General features: G+C 65.2%; 18 protein-coding genes. 7 read left to right on the top strand and 11 right to left on the bottom strand.

What is annotated here, in order from left to right:
• The 4 genes from ACXJKJ_RS18175 to ACXJKJ_RS18160 all read left to right on the top strand — a co-directional run.
• Positions 1-732 (top strand): tryptophan 7-halogenase (locus ACXJKJ_RS18175; protein ID WP_457391431.1); only part of this gene is annotated, 732 nt, incomplete at its 5' end.
• Positions 733-807: 75 nt separating this feature from the next.
• On the top strand, positions 808-2,439 hold the full coding sequence (locus tag ACXJKJ_RS18170) for a glycoside hydrolase family 43 protein (protein ID WP_457391430.1): 1,632 nt from the start codon (positions 808-810) through the stop codon (positions 2,437-2,439).
• Between the two features lie 46 nt (positions 2,440-2,485).
• Positions 2,486-3,934, top strand: coding sequence for a glycoside hydrolase family 43 protein (locus ACXJKJ_RS18165; protein ID WP_457325551.1), 1,449 nt, complete (start codon positions 2,486-2,488; stop codon positions 3,932-3,934).
• Positions 3,935-4,030: 96 nt separating this feature from the next.
• On the top strand, positions 4,031-5,566 hold the full coding sequence (locus tag ACXJKJ_RS18160; protein ID WP_457391428.1) for an alpha-N-arabinofuranosidase: 1,536 nt from the start codon (positions 4,031-4,033) through the stop codon (positions 5,564-5,566).
• Positions 5,567-5,582: 16 nt separating this feature from the next.
• On the opposite strand, the gene ACXJKJ_RS18155 is transcribed toward ACXJKJ_RS18160, so the two are convergent.
• A complete protein-coding gene (locus tag ACXJKJ_RS18155) occupies positions 5,583-6,296 on the bottom strand; it encodes a LytR/AlgR family response regulator transcription factor (protein ID WP_457391427.1) in 714 nt (237 codons plus the stop codon).
• Entirely contained in the window at positions 6,297-7,394 is a 1,098-nt protein-coding gene (locus ACXJKJ_RS18150) for a sensor histidine kinase (protein ID WP_457391425.1), read from the bottom strand. It abuts the gene before it with no gap.
• Between the two features lie 185 nt (positions 7,395-7,579).
• On the opposite strand from ACXJKJ_RS18150, the gene ACXJKJ_RS18145 reads away from it, so the two are divergent.
• Positions 7,580-8,032, top strand: coding sequence for a nuclear transport factor 2 family protein (locus ACXJKJ_RS18145; RefSeq protein ID WP_457391423.1), 453 nt, complete (start codon positions 7,580-7,582; stop codon positions 8,030-8,032).
• Between the two features lie 388 nt (positions 8,033-8,420).
• On the opposite strand, the gene ACXJKJ_RS18140 is transcribed toward ACXJKJ_RS18145, so the two are convergent.
• The 4 genes from ACXJKJ_RS18140 to ACXJKJ_RS18125 form a co-directional block, all read right to left on the bottom strand.
• Complete coding sequence (locus tag ACXJKJ_RS18140) at positions 8,421-8,804, bottom strand: hypothetical protein (RefSeq protein ID WP_457391421.1); 384 nt, start codon at positions 8,802-8,804, stop codon at positions 8,421-8,423.
• Positions 8,805-8,861: 57 nt separating this feature from the next.
• On the bottom strand, positions 8,862-10,385 hold the full coding sequence (locus ACXJKJ_RS18135) for an arabinofuranosidase catalytic domain-containing protein (RefSeq protein ID WP_457325147.1): 1,524 nt from the start codon (positions 10,383-10,385) through the stop codon (positions 8,862-8,864).
• Positions 10,386-10,971: 586 nt separating this feature from the next.
• Entirely contained in the window at positions 10,972-12,630 is a 1,659-nt protein-coding gene (locus tag ACXJKJ_RS18130) for a glycoside hydrolase family 5 protein (RefSeq protein ID WP_056194466.1), read from the bottom strand.
• 401 nt (positions 12,631-13,031) lie between these two features.
• Positions 13,032-14,141, bottom strand: coding sequence for a LacI family DNA-binding transcriptional regulator (locus tag ACXJKJ_RS18125; protein WP_457391419.1), 1,110 nt, complete (start codon positions 14,139-14,141; stop codon positions 13,032-13,034).
• A gap of 238 nt (positions 14,142-14,379) precedes the next feature.
• Between ACXJKJ_RS18125 and ACXJKJ_RS18120 the strand changes: the two genes are divergently transcribed.
• Complete coding sequence (locus ACXJKJ_RS18120) at positions 14,380-14,706, top strand: NIPSNAP family protein (RefSeq protein ID WP_457391417.1); 327 nt, start codon at positions 14,380-14,382, stop codon at positions 14,704-14,706.
• 192 nt (positions 14,707-14,898) lie between these two features.
• Here the strand turns inward: ACXJKJ_RS18120 and ACXJKJ_RS18115 are convergent, their stop codons facing one another.
• The 4 genes from ACXJKJ_RS18115 to ACXJKJ_RS18100 form a co-directional block, all read right to left on the bottom strand.
• Positions 14,899-15,513, bottom strand: a complete 615-nt coding sequence (locus tag ACXJKJ_RS18115) for an OmpA family protein (protein WP_457391415.1) — start codon at positions 15,511-15,513, stop codon at positions 14,899-14,901.
• A 225-nt stretch (positions 15,514-15,738) separates the two neighbouring features.
• On the bottom strand, positions 15,739-16,074 hold the full coding sequence (locus tag ACXJKJ_RS18110) for a hypothetical protein (protein WP_157281263.1): 336 nt from the start codon (positions 16,072-16,074) through the stop codon (positions 15,739-15,741).
• A 131-nt stretch (positions 16,075-16,205) separates the two neighbouring features.
• Positions 16,206-16,892, bottom strand: a complete 687-nt coding sequence (gene lepB / locus ACXJKJ_RS18105; RefSeq protein ID WP_457391413.1) for a signal peptidase I — start codon at positions 16,890-16,892, stop codon at positions 16,206-16,208.
• Between the two features lie 158 nt (positions 16,893-17,050).
• A complete protein-coding gene (locus ACXJKJ_RS18100) occupies positions 17,051-17,224 on the bottom strand; it encodes a hypothetical protein (protein ID WP_056194453.1) in 174 nt (57 codons plus the stop codon).
• Between the two features lie 168 nt (positions 17,225-17,392).
• Between ACXJKJ_RS18100 and ACXJKJ_RS18095 the strand changes: the two genes are divergently transcribed.
• Positions 17,393-17,830 carry an SET domain-containing protein-lysine N-methyltransferase gene (locus tag ACXJKJ_RS18095; protein ID WP_056194450.1) on the top strand — a complete coding sequence of 146 codons (438 nt, stop codon included), beginning with the start codon at positions 17,393-17,395 and terminating at the stop codon, positions 17,828-17,830.
• Positions 17,831-17,838: 8 nt separating this feature from the next.
• Here the strand turns inward: ACXJKJ_RS18095 and dacB are convergent, their stop codons facing one another.
• A complete protein-coding gene (dacB, locus tag ACXJKJ_RS18090; RefSeq protein ID WP_457391411.1) occupies positions 17,839-19,209 on the bottom strand; it encodes a D-alanyl-D-alanine carboxypeptidase/D-alanyl-D-alanine endopeptidase in 1,371 nt (456 codons plus the stop codon).
• Positions 19,210-19,214: the final 5 nt, after the last annotated feature.

The following is a 19,214-nucleotide window of genomic DNA, read 5'->3' as shown; positions in this document are numbered from 1 at the left end:
GCCCCGTACACCCAGGCCACGGCGCTGGAAGGGGGCTGGGCGTGGCGCATCCCGCTGCAGAACCGCACCGGTCATGGCCACGTCTTCTCAAGCCGCTTCATCGACGCCGACCGTGCGCGTGAACAACTGCTGGCCCGGCTTGACGGCAAGCCGCTCGGCGAGCCGCGGCTGCTGCGCTTCACGACCGGCCACCGCGAACGCTTCTGGGTGCACAACGTCGTCGCCATCGGCCTGTCCTCCGGCTTCCTGGAGCCGCTGGAATCCACCAGCATCTACCTGATCCAGGACGGCATCAGCCGCCTCATGACCCTGCTGACGGCCGGCCGGCCGGTGGACGAGAACGACCGGGCCCTGTTCAACGACGGCGCGGCACGCCGCTTCGCGCGCATCCGCGACTTCATCATCCTGCACTACTGCCTGACCCGCCGCCGCGACAGCGAGCTGTGGCGGCACGTGTCATCAATGGAGCTGCCCGAGACCCTGGCCTTCCGGATGGAGCTGTGGCGTCGCTATGGCGTGCTGCACGAATACGACGAGGAAGGGTTCGACGCCACCAGCTGGCTCGCCATCCACGCCGGCATGGAGCACTGGCCGGAGCGCAACGATCCGGTCTTCGCGGAGATTTCGCCGGAGCGGGCCATGCAGGCGCTGGACCAGCGTCGCAAAGCCATCGAAGCCTCGGTGGCGCGCATGCCGCAGCACCATCGCATGCTGCTCAAGATGCTGGGCTGATCCCTGGCTCGTCTTGAGCTCATGGGGTCCTGCGACCAATGAGTTGGCTCGCAAAAACTACTCCAGAGACAAAACATGAACAAACACCCTGACGGCCTGTGCCGGCCGATTTTTCCCCTCCTGATGGCCCTCCTTCTCTCCGTCGGATCCCACACTGTTCAGGCGGCAGAGGCTGCACAGGCAGCGCCTGCCCACAACCCGCTGATCTGGGCCGACGTCCCGGACATCGCCGTCATCCGTGTGGGCAAGACCTACTACATGAGCAGCACGACGATGCACATGAGCCCGGGCCTGCCGATCATGAAGTCGACCGACCTGGTCAACTGGAGCATGGCCTCCTACGCCCATCAGAACCTTGCCGACAACGAAGCCTTCCGTCTCGAGAACGGCAAGAACGCCTACGGTGCAGGCTCCTGGGCCAGCAGCCTGCGCTACCACGACGGCATGTTCTATGCCTCGACGTTCGCCGCCACCACCGGAGGACGCACCCACGTCTACACCACGCGCGATCCGGAACGCGGCCCGTGGAAGGAGACGAGCTTCGAGCCCTTGATGAATGACCACAGCCTGTTCTTCGACGACGACGGTCGCGTCTACATGGTCTGGGGCTGCAATCGCATCATGCTCACCGAGCTGAAACCCGATCTCACCGGCACCAAGCCGGGCGGCGTGAACAAGGCCATCATCGAACACGTCAACGCCGTCTTCGGCGCCGACCAGGGCGGGCTGTGTGGGGAGGGCTCGCAGATTTCCAAGATCAACGGCCGCTACTACCTCGTCAACATCGCCTCGCCGGGGAGCCGCTGGGCGCGCACCGTCATCGTCAGCCGCGCCGACACCCTCGACGGCCCCTACGAGAGTCGCATCGCCCTCGATGACCGTGGTATCGCCCAGGGCGGCCTCATCGACACGCCGGAAGGCAAGTGGTACGCCTATCTCTTCAAGGACAACGGCGCCGTCGGTCGCATCCCTTACCTCGTGCCAGTGACCTGGAAGGACGGCTGGCCGGTGCTTGGCAAGGACGGCAAGGTGCCGATGACGCTCGACATCCCCGCCGGCGCGCAAGGCGTCTCCGGCGCCTCCGGCATCGTCGCCTCCGACGAATTTGACCGCCAGCCCGGCGACCCCGACCTGCCCCTGGCCTGGCAATGGAATCACAACCCCGAGCCGCGTGACTGGTCGCTCACGAAGCGCCCGGGCCACCTGAGCTTGACCACCAGCCGGAACGTCGCAACTCTGCTCGAGGCCCGGAACACCCTCACTCAGCGCACCTTCGGGCCGCGCAGTTCCGCCACCACCAGCATCGACGTGAGCGGCATGAAAGACGGCGACTGGGCCGGCCTGGCCGCGTTTCAAAGGCAATACGGTTTCGTGGGCGTCAAGATGAGCGACGGCGCCCGATCTCTCGTCATGGTGAGCGCCGAAACCGACAAGCCCGAAGAGATCRCCTCCATTCCCCTCTCCGGCAAGACCGTTCACCTTCGGGTCGACTGCGAATTTGAGCCCGCGCCTGAAGTTGCCCGGTTCTCCTACAGCCTAGACGGCAAATCGTGGACCCCCATCGGTCGTCCTTCGCGCCTGGCCTACACCTTCCCGCACTTCATGGGTTACCGCTACGGCCTCTTCTATTACTCGACCAAGATTGCCGGCGGCCGCGTGGACTTTGACTACTACCGGGTCGGGCAAGGGACGCAAGACGGGCGCTAGGACGGCGCAACTTTATTTCTCCGCCTTCTCTCATTTTCCGCCGCTCATGAAAAAAACAGCCTTCTCCGCAGTCGTTCTCTCGTCCGTGCTGGTCTTGCTGCCCGCAACGTCATTCGCGCGCAACCCGGTTATTCAAACGATGTAYACGGCCGATCCGGCCCCCATGGTCCATAAGGGCACGCTCTACCTGTTTTCTAGCCACGACGAAGACGTCGGGGAGGCCAACAACTTCAATATGAAGAATTGGGTGCTCGCCACGACGACGGACATGGTGAACTGGACTCAGCACGGCGCGGTCGCCTCCCTGCGAGATTTTCCTTGGGCCTCCAAGGAGAACTCCGGCTGGGACGGCTATGACAACGGTGCCTGGGCCCCTCAAGTGATTGAGCGCGATGGCAAGTGGTATCTCTATGGCCCGGTGCAAGGCCGTGGCATTGGCGTGCTGGTGGCCGATAACCCCCTGGGCCCCTATATCGACCCGATCAAAAAGCCGCTGATCGCCGGCCACGCCGGCGGCCTGTACGACAGCATCGATCCGACCGTTTTCATCGACGACAAGGGTCAGGCCTATCTCGCCTGGGGCAATCCCAATCTGTGGTCAGTGAAACTGAACAAGGACATGATTTCCTACGACACCAGCGTCGGGGAGAAGGGCATCATTGGCCATCCGATGACCGTCAAGGCCTTGGGCGAGCGCAACCCTCCGGACACAGTAGGCGTCACGAAGCCGAAGCCTGCTTTGCGCGGCACATCCTACGAAGAGGGTCCTTGGCTCTATAGGCGCAAGAATCTCAATTACCTGTTTTTTGCCGCCGGTCCCATCCCTGAGCATCTCGGCTACGCCACCGGCCCCACAGCCGAAGGCCCGTGGACCTACGGCGGCGCCGTCATGTCTCCGCAAAGCGCTTTTACCAACCACCCGGGCGTGGTCGATTACAAGGGCAAGACCTACCTTTTCTATCACAACGCCGCTCTTCCGGGAGGCGACGGCTTCAAACGTTCCGTGTGCGTCGACGAGTTGAAGTTCAACCCCGATGGCTCGGTCCCGATGGTGCAGCCAACCAAGGAAGGGCCGGCGCCGGTCGCCACCCTCGATCCCTACAAGCGAGTTGAAGCCGAGACCATCGCCTGGTCTTCCGGTGTCAAGATCGAGCCCAGCAGCGCCGGTGGCCAGAATGTGCGCGACATCCATGACGGCGCCTATATCCAGGTGCGAAATGTCGATTTCGGCGTGACCGGCGCGCGCGCCTTCATGGCCAGCCTCGCCAGCACGGCCGAGGCGAAGGAACCCAGCGGGGCAAAGATCGAGATTCGTCTGGGCAAGCTCGACGGCCAGTTGATCGGCACTCTGCCGGTGTCAGGAACCGGCGGCGAATGGAAGCAGCAGTTGGCCCAGATCTCCGGAGCCTCCGGCGTCCAGGATCTCTTCTTCGTATTCCGCGGTGCGGCCGGCGAAGAACTGTTCAAGTTCGATTACTGGCAATTCTCGAAATAACTGAACAAGGCGGTCCGCGCATGGCGCTGCCGAAGAATCAGCGGGATTCATTGCGATCAAACACATGGCGGCTTTGCAGCTGTCTTGAGACCCTATATGAAAACAATCAAACACAGCCTTGCCGTTCTCGGCCTGATCGCGGCCCCGGCTTTTGCCGCCAACGAGGTCAGCATCAACATCGACGCCGGCAAGCCCGGCCCGGTCATCAGCAAGTATGTGTACGGCCAGTTCGCCGAACACCTCGGCACCGGCGTCTACGAAGGCATGTGGGTCGGCACGAAGTCGAACATCCCGAACACCCGAGGCTGGCGCAATGACGTCGTCGGCGCGCTCAAGGACCTGCATGTGCCGCTGGTGCGCTGGCCGGGCGGCTGCTTCGCCGACACCTACCACTGGCGCGACGGCATTGGCCCGCAGGACAAGCGACCGAGCAACGTCTGGGGCACCCACGTCGAAGAGATCAACGCCGTCGGCACCCATGAGTTCTTCGACCTSATCGAGATGATGGGCGCCGACGCCTACGTCAACGGCAACGTCGGKWCCGGCAGCGTGCAGGAGATGGCCGACTGGGTCCAGTACATGACTGCGGAAGGCGGCTCGCCGCTGGCSAGGCTGCGCGCTCAGAACGGGCGCGAGAAGCCGTTCAAGGTCGCCTTCTTCGGTGTCGGCAATGAGYTGTGGGGYTGYGGCGGCAACATGAAGCCCGAGTACTACGCSAGCCTGTACAGCAATTACGAGCATTTCCTGTGGGSGYCMGAGAAGTCGCGGCCGAAGATGATCGCCAGCGGCGGCAGCGGCTTCGACACCGCSTGGACCCAGGTCCTGAGCAAGGAACTGAAGGGCCGCACGATCGGCATCACCGTYCACCAGTACACCGTCCCGACCGGCAACTGGGACGTCAAGGGCAAGGACCTCGGCTTCAAGGAAGGCGAGTGGATCTCGACCCTGGCCAATACCTTGAAGATGGATCAGCTCGTCAAGGATCACGTGGCCATCCTGGACAAGAACGATCCCCAGAAGAAGATCGGACTGATGGTCGACGAGTGGGGCACCTGGTATGACGAAGCAGGCGCCCGAAGCGCGCTGTTCCAGCAGAACTCCCTGCGCGACGCGCTGGTGGCGGCACTCAACTTCCACATCTTCCACGAGCATGCGGAGCGGGTCACTCTGACCACCATCGCCCAGATGGTCAACGTGCTGCAGGCGATGGTCCTGACGGACAAGGAGAAGATGGTCCTGACGCCGACCTACTACGCGTTCCAGATGTATGCGCCGTTCCAGGATGCCAAGTCGCTGCCGCTGGCCATCAAGGACAACACCAGCTACACGCTGGGCGCAACAACCATTCCGGGCGTGAGCGCTACGGCGGCGCGCGCCAAGGACGGCAAGGTGTACCTGGCGCTGGTCAACACCGATCCGTCCAAGGCGGTCGATGTCGCCGTCGACGTCGCCGGCACGAAGGTCAAGGGTGCGGCCGGCAAGGTGCTGACCTCGGCCGCGATGGACGCGCACAACACGTTCCAGAATCCGCAGGTCGTCAAGCCGGCGGCGTTCAGCGCGCGTGTCGCGGACGGCAAGCTGTCGATCAAGGTGCCTGCCAAGGCTGTGCTGGTGGTCGCTTTGGAGGAGTGAAGGGCGCTTCGTGAAGTCATATTCGATCGGTGAAATTCTTTCGAAACCTGCGGCTCATTGACAGCCGAACGCCCGATTGAAGAACCACCTCGTGCTCCCCGCTGCTGTGAAGCTCTAGACCGCGAACCCTCTCGCGATTGACGATGATGGACCGGTGGATACGAACAAAGGTCTTTGCGTCCAGCTCTCGTTCCAGAGCGTGCAGGCTGCGGCGCAAGATGTGCGTCGCATTGCCTACGTGCAAGCATGCGTAGTAGTCGGCCGCCTCGATCCAGTCCACGTCTGCCGTGTTCAAGAACAAGGTCTTGCCCCGGTTCTTCACTACGAGTTGAGTCAATGGCGGGCGGCCCGCCGTCGGCTCTTGCGCGATCCGAAACTTGGCTCGCTGCAACGCGCGGTGAAATCGCGCGTCGTCGAATGGCTTGAGCAAATAGTCCAGCGCGCCTGCATCGAACGCGCGCAGCGCGTATTCGTCGTACGCCGTGACGAAGATGACGGCCGCGGGCATGTCCGAGCCCATCAGTTCGAGCACATCGAAGCCATCGCACTCGGGCATGTGGACGTCAAGAAAGAGAACGTCAGGTCTTGCGCGCCGCATCTCGGCAACGGCCGCTTGACCAGAGTCGCATTCAACGACGGCTGCCACATCTGGATCGGCACTCAGCAAGATCACAAGGTTACGCCGGGCGATCGCCTCGTCGTCGACCACCAGGATCCGCAGCGCCGCCATTCAGGACATCTGCAGGGGAAGCGTGACGACGACTTCGACGCCATCCTCGCCGGCGGGTTGGAGCGTCAGGCCGGACCGCTCGCCGTGAAGAATCCGCAAGCGTGCCCGCAAGTTCCTGAGGCCCACGCCGGTGCCCGTTGCAGCGAAATCTTCCTGCGTGAAGGGGCCGTCGTTTGACACGGTCAGCCGCAGCATCCCTTGCCGGTCCTCGCCGACGATGCGAATGCAGCCGCCGCTCACTCGTTTGCAAATGCCGTGCTTGATGGCGTTCTCGACGAGGGGCTGCAACAGCAGGTTCGGCACCTTGGCGCCGAGCAGTTCGTTCGGGAGTTCCATGTTTACGACAAGGCGCTCGCCGAACCGAAGCTTCTGGATGTCGACGTAACGCTGCAGGTAGTCCACTTCCTCCGCCAACGTCACTTGCGCCCTGTGCGAATCTTCCGATGCGCGACGCAGGAATTCACTCAGTCCCACGACCATGTTCACCGCCGCGTCGTTGCGTCGGTCGCGAACAAGGCCAGCGATCGTGTTGAGCGTGTTGTACATGAAGTGCGGCTCGAGCTGTCTTCGCAACGCCTCCAGCTGCGCTCTGGTCAGCTCTTCATTGATTCGGGCAGCTTCTGTCACCTGCTTGGTGATGCGGTCCTTCGCGTCCACCAGATAGGTCACAGTCAATATCAGCGTGTAGGCGATGGTGAACGTCAATAGCTGGTAGACAAGCGACGTGCTCCACGTTTCCCCGAACGTCGGCCAGCGCTTGTTGCCCCACGGATTGAAGATCGTCTGGAGCCACGCATACCAGCATTCAGTGATCGTGCTGATGATGGCGAACGTTGCCAGATGCAGCGTGACGGTGCCTACGCTGGCTCTGCGAATGAGCGGGTAGCGCAAGGCCAGCTGGACGACGAGTGGCGTCGCCAACGCCCATGGCAACCACAGGGCCAGTTCGATCAAGAACAACGGCGCCCAGGGATGCGTTCTGCCTTCCAGGCGCATGATCGCCACGGTTTGACACGCGTCGAACAGCGCGCCGGCCGTCCAGGCTGCGGCGATCCAGCGCCAACGGCTCGAGGCTGCATACCGTCCCAAGGAGAGCATGCCGGCGACGATACCTTAGGCGCAATTAGCCTCCACGCGTTCTGCAGCGAACGGCGGCCGGCATGCAGGGAGCGGTCTGGCCTCGTCCCTGCGGACTGCCTAGACTGACTCAAGTCGCTGCGCACGGGCCCGGGCCCTCGAGAGGCACGCGGGGAGATCTCACACAACCAAACGGAGATGGCAATATGAAACGATCGATGGCTTTGATTCTTTCATTCTGGTCGCTCACGGTCGCTGCCCTGGCTGACACACCGGTTCCTCCTTCGACGCAGGCGGCCGTCGAGGAAATCAGGCAGCTAGGGAAAGAGATGGGGGATGCGATGGTGGCACTCGACATCGACAAGATTGACCAAATTTTTGGTGATGACTGGGTGTCGGTCGGATCATCGGGCGGCGTATCAACCAAGCGAATGCTCCTGAACGACGTCAAGACGGGCAAGAAGAGGCTTACGTGGTTCGAGCTGCGGCCGATCGATGTACAGGTCTTCGGTGAAGTCGCCATTGCTCAGGGCAACGTGGCCGAGAAGAGATTCGTCGACGGTCGGGAGATCTATATGGAACTCGTCTATGCGGACATCCTGAAAAAGCGCGACGGCCGCTGGGTGGTCGTGCAAAGCATGGGTGCCAAGGTTCGGTAAGTGCGGGGATGTCGTTGCGAATGCGGATGAAGACCTGCTTCGCGCACGCCCATCAGCCTTGAGGCGCGCAACGACTCGCGCGGGCTCGAACCAGGCGTGTCCTCCAGCGGATCACAGTGCCATTACCGAGGCCCGCACGCGATGTCGGTGAGGACGACGAGGCGCGGCTTCGCGGGAGGCGCTTCGGGCGCGGCCGAAGTGCCTCCCGACGGCATGAGTGCGCCGAGCAGCGGGGTGAATGCGAGTCTGAGCATGGATGGCGTCGTCATGGGTCAGCGACCCGAAGTCGCTGGGCCCGTCCTGCGTTTCAATGCGCCGGCTTGGCGATGCTCGGCGTCATGGGCAACGGCGATCATGGTCTGCCCGTCGTCAGCGCATGTGCCTGCCGTCAGCGCAGCGGCATGATGCGCACCATGATCACGCCGTGAGGCGCGACCTTGCCGCCATAGCTGCCGCTGACGTTCTTCGTGACCTTCTTGCTCCACAGGTCCTTCACGTCGGCCTTCTGGTCGATGGGCAACTGGAGCAGGTCCCAAACCACCTTCATGTTGGCCGGCGTCTTGCCGCGGTTGAACAGCACCACCGCGTGCTCACCGCCAGACAGCGGACGCACCGAGACCTCAAGATCGCCTTCCTTCAGTGTGYGGTGGCCTTGCTTGCCCAGTGGATCCTGGTCGGCGGCGATGACATCCTTGTTGGTGAGGATGCGCAGCGTCTCGGCGTCCATCTTCGACAGGTCGTTGCCGGCGATCAGCGGCGCGGCCAGCCGCATGTCAAGGAGCCGGCGTCGGAGTAGAGGCCGAACGGGAAGAATTCCACCGGCACGATGTCAAAGAATGCTCCACCACTGCACGACCCCGCCGGTGCACTGCCACTGCCGTACTTCCGCGCCGGGGGTCTTCCCGCCGTTGAAGTCATCCAGGCAGAGGTTGCTGTTGCGGTTGACGATGTTGAGCTGGCCGCCGTCCGCGTTGACGAGGCGCCATTGCTGGACGGCCTGGCCGTTGCAGGTGGATTGCTGGATGGCGGAGCCGGGGGCGGTCTTCCCGTCGGTATCGTCGAGGCACAGGCCGCTGTTGACGTTGACGATCGTGACGTAGCCGTCGGCCGCAGGCACGATATTCCATTGCTGCGCCGCCGACCCGTTGCACGTCCACTGCACGACGGGCGAGCCGGCCGCGGTGGCCGAGTTGTAGTCGTCGAGACAGAGACCGTTGTACTCATTCTTGATCGCACGGCCCGCCAGCGTCGTGGAAATGTCGGCCGCGTATTTCGCCGCGACCAGATTGGCCTGGACGGCGTTCTCGGTCGCGTCCGACGGATAGCCCGACGTCATCGCGCCCTCGTAGAACGTCCCCCGCCCCCCGTTGCTGTTGTCGCCGCCGATGCCCAGGACGATCGCACCCTCCTTGCTCATGGTCGTATACCCCCCGCTCGGGCGCACGCCGTCATAGAAGGTCGACAGCGAGCCGGCCTGTGTGTTGCCGCCGCGGATGGCCCAGTGGTTCGGCTCACCCTTGACGATGGCCGTGACGAATCGGCTGGTGATCGTGGGGTCATTCGCGTTGAGGTGCGGGTCGCGGCCCGAGAACAGGCCGTTCTCCAGGTCCGCCATGATCCAGGGGCCCGGGCCTGCTCCGGTGCCCCAGGCGGACTGGTTGCCGAAGTAGATCGTTTCCATGTGGCCATTGCCGGTGTCGTTCCCGCTCGGCTCGGCATTGCCGTAGTCGAAGCAGCATGCCGAGTTGAAATGCCACCCGTCGAGGGCCGCGTACATGCCTTCGGGCTGGTCGCCCACCGCGATGCCATTGGTGGCGTTGTTGCGGTAGCCGGTTCCTGGTGGGATGAAGACGCCATAGACCTTCTGGCCCGAGAGCGTCAACGGCGCCGCGTTGGCGACAGCGAGATTGTCGTAGCCGCCGGCCGCCGGCCCCTTGAAGAAGCCGGGGGGCGCCTGCGTGAGGTGGTTGTTGCGCCCCGATTGGTCGTAGATGACGCTGATCAGGCAGGTCGTGCCCGCACAGAAGGCGTCCTGCAGCGCCGCGTTGGCGATGCCGCTGGAAAGGGCGGTGACGTCGAGCGTCGCATTGTCCGATTGCCTGAGGACCTGGTACAGCGGACCCGTATAGGTCGAGAGCAGGACCCGCGTCGTGCTGTGCGCCGCGACGCACGGCGTGCCGCCGGCGGCGTAGATGTCGCAAGGCCCCTGCGCAGCCGAAGGCGCAGGCGCCGGCGCAGGTGTAGGGGCAGGTGCAGGTGCAGGGGCAGGGGCGTCGCCACCACCGCCGCCACAGCCCGCCACCAGGGTCGCGGTGACGATGGAGAGAACGGTGAGCTGTTTGCTGTACTTCATGGCGGAAAAGATGTGTGGTTCGTTGACTGTTATGGCGCGGCGGCGCTGATCACGGAGCAGGCATTGGCTCCTGCAGCCGCGGCTGTTCATTTCGTGCACAACTCGCTGATGGCGTTGGGGGCGGTGGCGACGATCAAGCCCAGCCGATAGGGCGGCTCGCCTCAGCCGGCGGCTGGATCAGGGGCTCGCCGGATTTCCATTCGAAAGCGCTGGCCTGGGCCGGCGACCCGCCGCCGACGGCGGGGGCGTCGTGTCGCTGCCTGCGCTGTTGCCGCCGCAACCTGCCAAGCCGACCGCAGGGACGCAAAGTGCGGCGAGTCGTTGACTGAACTTGTTCACAAGGAAAGGGGTCTGGTTCCTTGAAGGGCGGCCAGGGCGCCGCACCATGGCCGCGAGCCAACGGCAGGCTCAGCAGGTCCTTGCGGGCCACCCTTGGGCGAGTGGCCTGTCGCCCGACATCGCGCCAAGGTGCCAGGCAGCGGGACAGGCTTTAACGCTGTAAAACTGGGTCCGCCGCGGTTGGTGGCCCGGTCATCGGACACCATCCGCGGCGGGCTCACGGTGTCACCACCGTGATGTCATGACGTCACTTGGCGTTGTCGACGATGGTCTTGATCAAGTCCGGGAAGGACTGAGCGCTGGTCGAGCGATCGAACAGGCCCGTCGCGTGGTTGGTGGTGTAGCCCGGGTCCCACCATGTCGGCACGATGCCGTGCTGGTAGGCGGACTTGGTCACGTACTTGGTCCAGTAGGTGCGGTAAGTGCCAGCCGGGTCGTACTCGGTCCTCAGGATGGCGCCGTACTCGCCCATCAGCACGGGCATGCCGGCATCGACGAAGCGGGACTTCATCTTCTGGAACTGCGCGTCCACGTAGGCTTCGTGGGCCCATGGTTCCGTCGCGGCCGGATTGGTCGCGATCGAACCCCACTGCCAGATGCCGCTCTTGTCGTTCAGCGCGAAGTTGAACGGATCGTAGAAGTGCACTTCGATGAACATCCGGTTCGTCGCCGGATCGGTGGGCTTGACGAAGCCGTCGTAGGTCGCGTTGATGTTGGTGTTGAAGCCCTGCACGACGAGATGGCGCTTGGCGTTGTTGCCACCCGTGGCCCGCACCGCGTTGACGAAGACCTGGTTGAACCCGTTCTGGACGGATTGGTACTCGGCCGTCGGCGGGTTGTAGTCGCCAGCGACCATGATCTCGTTGGTGCCGGCGAACAGCAGGTAGTCGTCGTAGTCCTTGAAGTTGTTGGCGATCTGCGTCCACATCCGGGCCAGGCGCGCGTTGGCACTGGCTTGGCGGGCGTAGGTCGGAATCAGCCAGTCGCCTTCGTGATGGGTGTTCAGCACGACATACAGGCCGGCGTTGCGGGCGTAACCGACGACCTGGGTGACGCGCGCCATCCAGCTCGGGTTGATGTTGCCGTCGGCGTCGGCGTACTGGTTCCAGGTGACGGGAATGCGCACGGTCTTGAAGCCGGCCGCCTTCACCGCGTTGAGCAACTGCTGGCTCGCCACGGGGTTGCCCCAGGACGTTTCAGCCGGCACCGCGTCCAGCGTGTTGCCGAGGTTCCAGGCGGGGGACATCTGCTGCGACAGCTGGACGCTCGTCAGGTCGCGCATGGAGCCTGGCACGGTGATCACGAACGCCTGATTGCTCTTGGCGCCGCAGCTGTTGGTATACGTGGCGGTGGCCGTGCAGCTGGCAGTAGGCGTGATGGTCTGCTCGCGCGAGCCGCCCGCGGTGCCGCAGCCGCTCCACGTCCACATGCCGCCGGAGATCGGTTGCGGCCCCAGGATGGCCGAGCTGCCGGCGGTGACGGTGCCCGAGGCGGTCTGCGTCCACGTGCCATTGACGTTGACCCACGGCGTGACGGCGGTCGGCGCGCAACTGCTGCCGCGCGTGGCGGAGGCCGAGCCGGAGTTGTAGCTGCCGGCGCTGGTCGTGAACTTGACCCAGTACCAGTAGGGCGTGCCGGTGTTGGCCGAGCCGTCGGCGTAGCTCCTGGCGTTGGTGGCGGGTACGGCGATGCGGGTGCGGCCGTTGGGGTCGCTGTCCGTGTCGCGGTAGACCTCCAGGCGAGAGACGTTGCCGCTGACGGTCCAGCTGAGTTGGTTGTCGTTGGCCGAGCCGTTGGCGCTCAGGCAGACGGTGGCGCCGCCGCCGCTGCCGCAGCTTTGCGCCTGCGCGAGGGTGCCTGCGCTCGCGCCGAAGGCGAGCAGCAGTGCGGGTATCAAGGTTCTCATGTTCTACCTTTCAAGGTTGAAAAGTGCTCGGCCGGTTGTCTCCTCCGGTCACGAGCGTTGTGAAAGATGCAGCTTCAATGCATGGCTACATCCCGACGACATCGATGGACTGCCGGAGGCAGTGCCAGCACCAGGTCCTGCGGGCCAGGCTGGGCTCAAAACGGCGCGGGCAGGATGGCCCGCGGCTGCTCGACGTGGTGTGGGCGTGCATGGCGACCGCCGCCGGTCGATCCGGTCGGTCGGAGGCTTGGCAGGTCGGCGTGAGCACCATGCGAGGATTGATTCGACGCCGAATCATTCGGCGAAAAAAATTGCAGCAGTGCCGCGAGGTCATCTTAATTCGGTCGACAACCGAACTAATTAGGGGAAACCCATCGGCGCCGCTGCACCTGCTTACAGCTTCAGGAGATCGTCAGCACCGCGCCGCGCGCAGGGGCGATCAACGTCCGGCCGGGAAGGATCTCGACGGGCAGGACGATATTGCGCGGGCCCTCGTACATCTGTCCACTGCGCTGCGCCTCGATCAATTGCATGAGGACGTTGACCGCATGACGACCCATTTCGAGCAGGGGCTGGCGCACGGTCGTCATGCGCAGGGTGCGGGCCAGCAAGGTATCGTCAAAGCCGGCGATCGAAATATCCCGAGGCACGCTCAGCCCCCGCGCCTCCAGCGCTTCCATGCAACCGAACGCGATGGCGTCGTTGCCACAGAAGATGGCCTCGGGCAACCGTTCACCGCGGTGGCCCTGCAGCCACGTCTCCATCGCCTGTCGGCCGCCCTGCACGGTGAACCAGGTACGGATCACATGGTCGGCAGCGACCTCGACGCCGGTTTCGGCATGCGCGCGCAAGAAGCCCTCGACGCGGCGGTCCGCACCCTTGGTGTGCGGCGGCCCGCCCACGCACAGGATATGGCGATGGCCGAGATCAAGCATGTGGCGCACGATGCCAAAGCCGCCCGCCTCGTCGTCCGCCTCGACGTTCACCTGGCCCTGCAGCTGCATTCCCGCATGGATCGTGACCAAGGGCGTATGGGGAGGCAGCCAGCTCGTGCAGTCATCTTCCAGATACGGCGCCAGCACGACCAGCCCATCGACGCGGCCGTCGCACAGCGCGGGGATGCGCTTGGGCGCTTCTTCCCAGCCGCTGAGCGGGAAGACGCATGTGGCCTGCTCGGCCTCCGTCGCGCCCCGCACAACGCCGTTGAACACCTCCAGGAAGTAGAGGTTGGGCTCCTCATTGGCAATGTTCGCGACGAAGCCGATGGCGTTGGCCCGTTGACGGCTGAGTGCGCGTGCCGTCGCGTTTGGCCGGTAGCGCAGGCGCTCCGCCGCCGCCAGCACCCGTTCGCGCGTCTCCATGGATACGCGCGTCGAGCCTTTGCCGGCGTTGAGCGCGCAGGAGGCCGCGACATCCGACACGCCAGCTTCTCGCGCGACGTCAGCGAGCGTGGGCAATCTGTGACGACGACTTTTCGTCGGCTGGGAAGGCTTGGGTGTCGAGGCGGACACTGACCGGCGGCGGGGTGAACGAGCGGCGCACTGTAGCACCGGGCCGTCCGCAAGCTCGGCGTCGCCACGGCTGGAAGTCGGCAGCAACCCGGTCCAGGACGCCCCTTCAACTTGCCCGCTTTCTTGGCAGGCGTCTTCCTGGCGACGCCAGCACGCGCGCTTGGACAGCACAATGTGAGCCTGGCGGTCACGCCCGCCACCCCGTCAACTCGCAACAATCTTCCCAGGACTGATGTCGATGATCTACGAACTGCGCGTCTATACGGCAATGCCTGGCCGGCTACCCGACGTTCTTGCAAGATTTCGCGATCACACCGTGGGCATCTGGAACCGGCTGGGAATTCGTCAGCTCGGATATTGGACGACGGCAGTCGGACCTGACAGCAACGCGCTCACCTACATGCTTGTCTGGGAGAGCCTTGCCGATCGTGAGGTCAAGTGGGGCAAGTTTGTCGCCGATCCCGAATGGGTCGAGGTCAGAAAGGCGAGCGAGGCAGCCGGACCGATTGTTGCGAAGATGGACAACTCGTTCTTGGCGCCAACCTCTTTCTCGCCTGCGAAATAGTCTCTTCCGCGGCGGACGACACAGTGGGCTGGGACGCGGTATCAACGCCCAATGCCTCTTCAGTCTGGCCACCGCTTCAGGAACAGTTCAGCCGCAGGAAGGGAGCGCGATGCGCTCAAGCGTCGCTTCTGCCTGCGGCTTGGTCGTTGTCCAGCTGTAGTGCCGCAATCGCGTTGCGGTTTCCCCTCCAGCTCAGCGCATCACGATCAGCTGAACACGCCGGTTCGTGCTGCGGCCTTCGCGGGTGTTGTTGTCGGCCAATGGCGCAGATTCGCCGTAGCTGATCGTTGCCATGCGCGCCAGCGGCAGGCCGGCGCGGGACAGGTGCAGGCGCACGGCCTCAGCCCGCTTGAGACCCAGTTGCTGGTTGATCGTGTCGCTGCCGGTCGCGTCGGTGTGGCCCTGAATTTCGATGAACACCGGCTGGTTGTCGGCCTTGAGCTTGGCGACGAGTTGATCGAGTTCCTGGCCGGCCTCCTCGGTGAGCTGGAAGCGGCCCGACTTGAATTTGACCTTGTCATCGGTCAGCACGGTGCTCATCAGCAGGCCGGGCGGCTTGGGCAGGTTGTTGAAGGCCTGGGTTCGCGCCGCAGCCTCCTGCTGCAGAAGGGCCAGCATGCGTGCCTCGCTGCCCTGCAGCCGCCCATCCAGGGCCTTGAGGCCCTCGTCATGCGCCTGCACGCGGGTGCCGAGGCCGTCCACGCTGGTCTGCACCGGAGCGACTGTCTCTTTGACGAAATCCTTGGTGGCGCAAGCGCTCAGCAACATGACGCTGCTGGCGACGATCAGGGGCGAAAGTCTCGACATCGGTAGTCTCGTGGATAAGAAAGTGGTGCGAATGTAGGCAGTCCTTCACGGACGAACGTACCGAGCTGTGAGCAATCCTTGCGCCATTAACCGGACTGAACAAAGCCTTACCGTTCTGCGCTACGGCGCTACGGCGCTACGGCGCGACGGCGCGACGGGCACAGATCCATGTTGCGCAGGTGCTCGACCAGCAGCCCCCCGCAGGGCACGCGAGCGGCCTGAGACTCAGCCCTGCACCGGCTCGCTGCGGTTGGCGCGCCAGCACAGGATCAGCTCTCGTGCCAGGGCAGGGAGTTCGCCCCGGCCGGCTCGCTTGGCGAAGCCGAAGCGCTCGCCAGCGTAGATGCGGTCATAGGCCATGCGTGACACATGCGCGGGCCAGCCCTGGGCGGCCATCAGCGCCGAGAAGCGCTCCAGCAGCTGCAGCTCGGCCTGCATCGGGCGTTCCTCGCAGGTCCACTGCTCCTCGATCACCAGCCGCACCGACCCCTCGGGGCAGCTGACGCGGCGTGGGCCGAAGCTGGGCAGCGGGAGCGAGCGGCGGTGGCGGCGGGATGTCATGGCCGCGAAGATAGAACCGCCGCACCTCAAACCCGTGCCGAAAAACACCGCTTCTTCGGCTTTCGACGGGCGCCGGTCGATGGGCGGCGCAAAAGGTGTGGGCTTGGTCACGGCCTGCGACAAGCATGCACTCAGCGGATCGCCGACACCCAGCGTTCGAAGCGCGGCGCCATCCGCCAGCCGTCCTCGCCCAGCCAGTCCGCCGCCACGATGACGTGATGGGCTCGACCGATCAGCTTCTCGCGTGGCACCGTGCCGATGAAGCGCGAGTCCTCACTGTTGTCGCGGTTGTCGCCGAGCAGGAAATACTGCCCTGCCGGCACGGTGAGCTCGGCGAAGTTGCGCCGCGCGCTGAGGGCCGGCAGGAACTGGACAGCATGGGGCCGGCCGTCAAGGTCCTCCGTGGAGCGCACCGCGTCCACGACCCAGCCGGGCGCCACCGCCTCGCCATGAGACTGGTTGCCGCTGTAGCTCAGCGGTCTGCCATTGAGGATCAGCACGTCGTCGCGCATCTCGACGCGATCGCCCGGCAGGCCGACGATGCGCTTGATCAGCCGCGTGCCGCCGGCCGGCGAACTCAGCGTGACGACATCGCCGCGCTGGGGCTCACCCAGTGGCAGCAGCACGACGTCGGTCAGCGGCAGCTTGAGGTCATACGCCAAGCGGTTGACGAGCACGACATCGCCTTCCAGCAGCGTCGGCCGCATCGAGCCCGAGGGGATGGGGTTCCAATCGGCCACCGCGGTGCGGAACAGCGCGAAGCTGAGCAGGAAGAGGATGAAGCCGCGGTTGTCGCGGAGGGTGCGTCGGAGGTTCATGACGGCCATGCTCGGGCCGATCTCCTGGCTTCGACCCGGTCGGCGGGCGAATGGCCGGCTGAAGTGGGCGAATGGCAGCGGCGCTGCGCGAATGGCGGGCGCGGCAGGCCGATTCCGCGGCCCGATGCCTTCGGCCGCCCGCCAGCGGCGCCCTGACGTCAGGCCGGCGGATCCTTGGCCCGGGTGCGGGACACGGCCATCATGATGCCGACACCGGCGACGATGAGACAGGCGATGGCGACATAGGTGGCGGCCAGGCCGGCCGTGATCAGGGCCCAGGCCAAGCCGCCCAGCAGCACGGCCAGGCCAACGATATAGAGCAGGAAGGACATAGCGGCTCCTGTCAGGGATGGAACGGCGCCCCATCTCGTCAGTGCACTTTAGTGAGGCGGCCCGTCGCGGATGGTCGGACGCCGTTGAAGCTGCCGGTAGGTGGCCTCCTACCGCGGCGCGGCTCTCGCTGCACAAGCTCGGGCGCGGGGATAGCGAGAATCCGCCTCATGACCATCCAATCCCCCAGCGTCTACATCAAGGACACGGGCACGACCAAAGGCCGCGGCGCCTATGCGTCACGGCCTCATGCCAAGGGGGAGACCGTCGAGGCCTGCCCTGTCGTGCTGTTCACCGGCTCCTACACGTCGATTCCCGAGGAGGTCAGAAAACTGCTCTTCAACTGGGGCGTGCTGGCTCACACCACAAGCGGCCATTGCCTGGCTCTCGGCTACGGCAGCATGTACAACCATGAGAACCCGGCCAATATGCGCTACGAGGCCGATGTCGAGTTGCGGCTGCTGCGCTTCGTGGCCATCCGCGACATTGCCGCCGATGAGGAACTCACGGTGAACTACAACGCCGTCGGCGGCGGCCATGTGTCTGAGCGGGACACCTGGTTCACGGGCCAGGGGGTCGAGCCCTACGCCGCTGAGAGCGACGCCTGACCTGCGCGTCAGCGCCCGGCCTTGCCCTCCGGCGCGTCCTGCGCCACCCAGCGCAATACTGCATCCAGCACGCCGCGCGCGGCCTGGGCCTGTGGGTGGTTGACGATGGCAACCAGCACCCAGCGCTTGCCCGAGGGCGCATCGACGATGCCGGCCAGCGCGACGACGTCGCGCAGCGAACCGGTCTTGAGATGCGCCCGCCCGGCCGCAGCGCCAAAGCGCCCGGGCTGGCGTGACAGCGTACCGTCCAGCCCGGCCACCGGTAGCGAGGCCAACAGCTCAGGCATCCAGGGCTGGCCCCAGGCCCAGCGCAGCAGCGCTGCCAGCTGGGCCGGGCTCATGCGCGTCTCGCGGGCCAGGCCGGAGCCGTTGACCACGCGGGTCGGTGGCGTCGTGCCGGCATGCGCGTCCAGCCAGGCCTGCAGCCAGGTTGCCGCTGCGTCGGGTGAGGGCGCGGGCACGCCAGCGGCGCGCGCGGTGCTGAGCAACACCTGCTGGGCCGTGAGATTGCTGCTGGCCTTGTTCATATCGCGCAGCGCCTCGGCCAGCGTCGGGCCGGGCCACAGCAGCGTGGGCGCGCTGGCGGGCGCTGGTGCGTCGACGATGGCCTCGCCGCGCCAGGCGATGCCGGCTTCGCGCAGCATCAGCGCCAGCAGCCGCGCCGGGTAGGTGGCCGGGTCGGGATCGGCCAGGGTCCAGGTCAGGTCGCCGCAGGCCGCCGCATAGCTGCCGGCAAAGCGCGGGCGCTGGCCGGCGGCCCATTGCAGCTTCAGCGCGCCGCGCCAGTCGCCGCAGGGCCCGGCCGTCGTCGGCACGGTCTGGGGTGGGTCCAATGCCGGGTCGGCGCTGATGCGGGCCTGCATGCCTTCGACGCGGATCGTGTAGCTGACCGCCTTGAAGTTCAGCAGCAAGGCCTCGGGCAGCGCATTGCCGACGCGCCAGGGCTCGTTGTCGAAGTCACCGGGCTCGGCGGCGCCGGGCGTGAAGGCGCTGCGGTCCAGGCGCAGCGGTCCGCGCAATTCGCTGATGCCCAGGCGCTTCAGCATCCCCCAGACGCGCTCGGTGGACAGGCGCGGGTCGCCGCTGCCCTGGATGGCCAGGCCGCCGTCCTCGGTCAGCCAGACCGGCGTCTGCCATTGCCAGGCCGGGCCCAGGGTGTCCAGCGCCGCCATGCTGGTGACGAGCTTGGTCAGTGAGGCGGGGTTCAGTGGCATGTCTGGCTGCCAGGCCAGGCGGGGCCGGGGTTCATCCAGGGCCTGCACGAACACGCCCAGAGCGGTGGCCGGCACCTGGGCCTGGCGCAGCGCGACCTGGACCGACAGCGGCAATGGTTCCGCCGCCTGTACCCCCAGGATCCAACCCGCCAACACCCATCCCATCGCCT

The organism is Roseateles sp. P5_E1, from assembly GCF_054049335.1.
The sequence above is the reverse complement of the archived record's forward strand: the minus strand, read 5'-3'. Positions and strand labels throughout refer to the sequence as shown.

Excerpts from the sequence above, each read along its gene's own strand:
- ACXJKJ_RS18155 (WP_457391427.1), bottom strand. The coding sequence starts at position 6,296 with ATGGCGGCGCTGCGGATCCTGGTGGTCGACGACGAGGCGATCGCCCGG.
- ACXJKJ_RS18150 (WP_457391425.1), bottom strand. The coding sequence starts at position 7,394 with ATGCTCTCCTTGGGACGGTATGCAGCCTCGAGCCGTTGGCGCTGGATC.
- ACXJKJ_RS18145 (WP_457391423.1), top strand. The coding sequence starts at position 7,580 with ATGAAACGATCGATGGCTTTGATTCTTTCATTCTGGTCGCTCACGGTC.
- ACXJKJ_RS18135 (WP_457325147.1), bottom strand. The coding sequence starts at position 10,385 with ATGAAGTACAGCAAACAGCTCACCGTTCTCTCCATCGTCACCGCGACC.
- ACXJKJ_RS18130 (WP_056194466.1), bottom strand. The coding sequence starts at position 12,630 with ATGAGAACCTTGATACCCGCACTGCTGCTCGCCTTCGGCGCGAGCGCA.
- ACXJKJ_RS18120 (WP_457391417.1), top strand. The coding sequence starts at position 14,380 with ATGATCTACGAACTGCGCGTCTATACGGCAATGCCTGGCCGGCTACCC.
- ACXJKJ_RS18115 (WP_457391415.1), bottom strand. The coding sequence starts at position 15,513 with ATGTCGAGACTTTCGCCCCTGATCGTCGCCAGCAGCGTCATGTTGCTG.
- ACXJKJ_RS18110 (WP_157281263.1), bottom strand. The coding sequence starts at position 16,074 with ATGACATCCCGCCGCCACCGCCGCTCGCTCCCGCTGCCCAGCTTCGGC.
- lepB (WP_457391413.1), bottom strand. The coding sequence starts at position 16,892 with ATGAACCTCCGACGCACCCTCCGCGACAACCGCGGCTTCATCCTCTTC.
- ACXJKJ_RS18100 (WP_056194453.1), bottom strand. The coding sequence starts at position 17,224 with ATGTCCTTCCTGCTCTATATCGTTGGCCTGGCCGTGCTGCTGGGCGGC.
- ACXJKJ_RS18095 (WP_056194450.1), top strand. The coding sequence starts at position 17,393 with ATGACCATCCAATCCCCCAGCGTCTACATCAAGGACACGGGCACGACC.
- dacB (WP_457391411.1), bottom strand. The coding sequence starts at position 19,209 with ATGGGATGGGTGTTGGCGGGTTGGATCCTGGGGGTACAGGCGGCGGAA.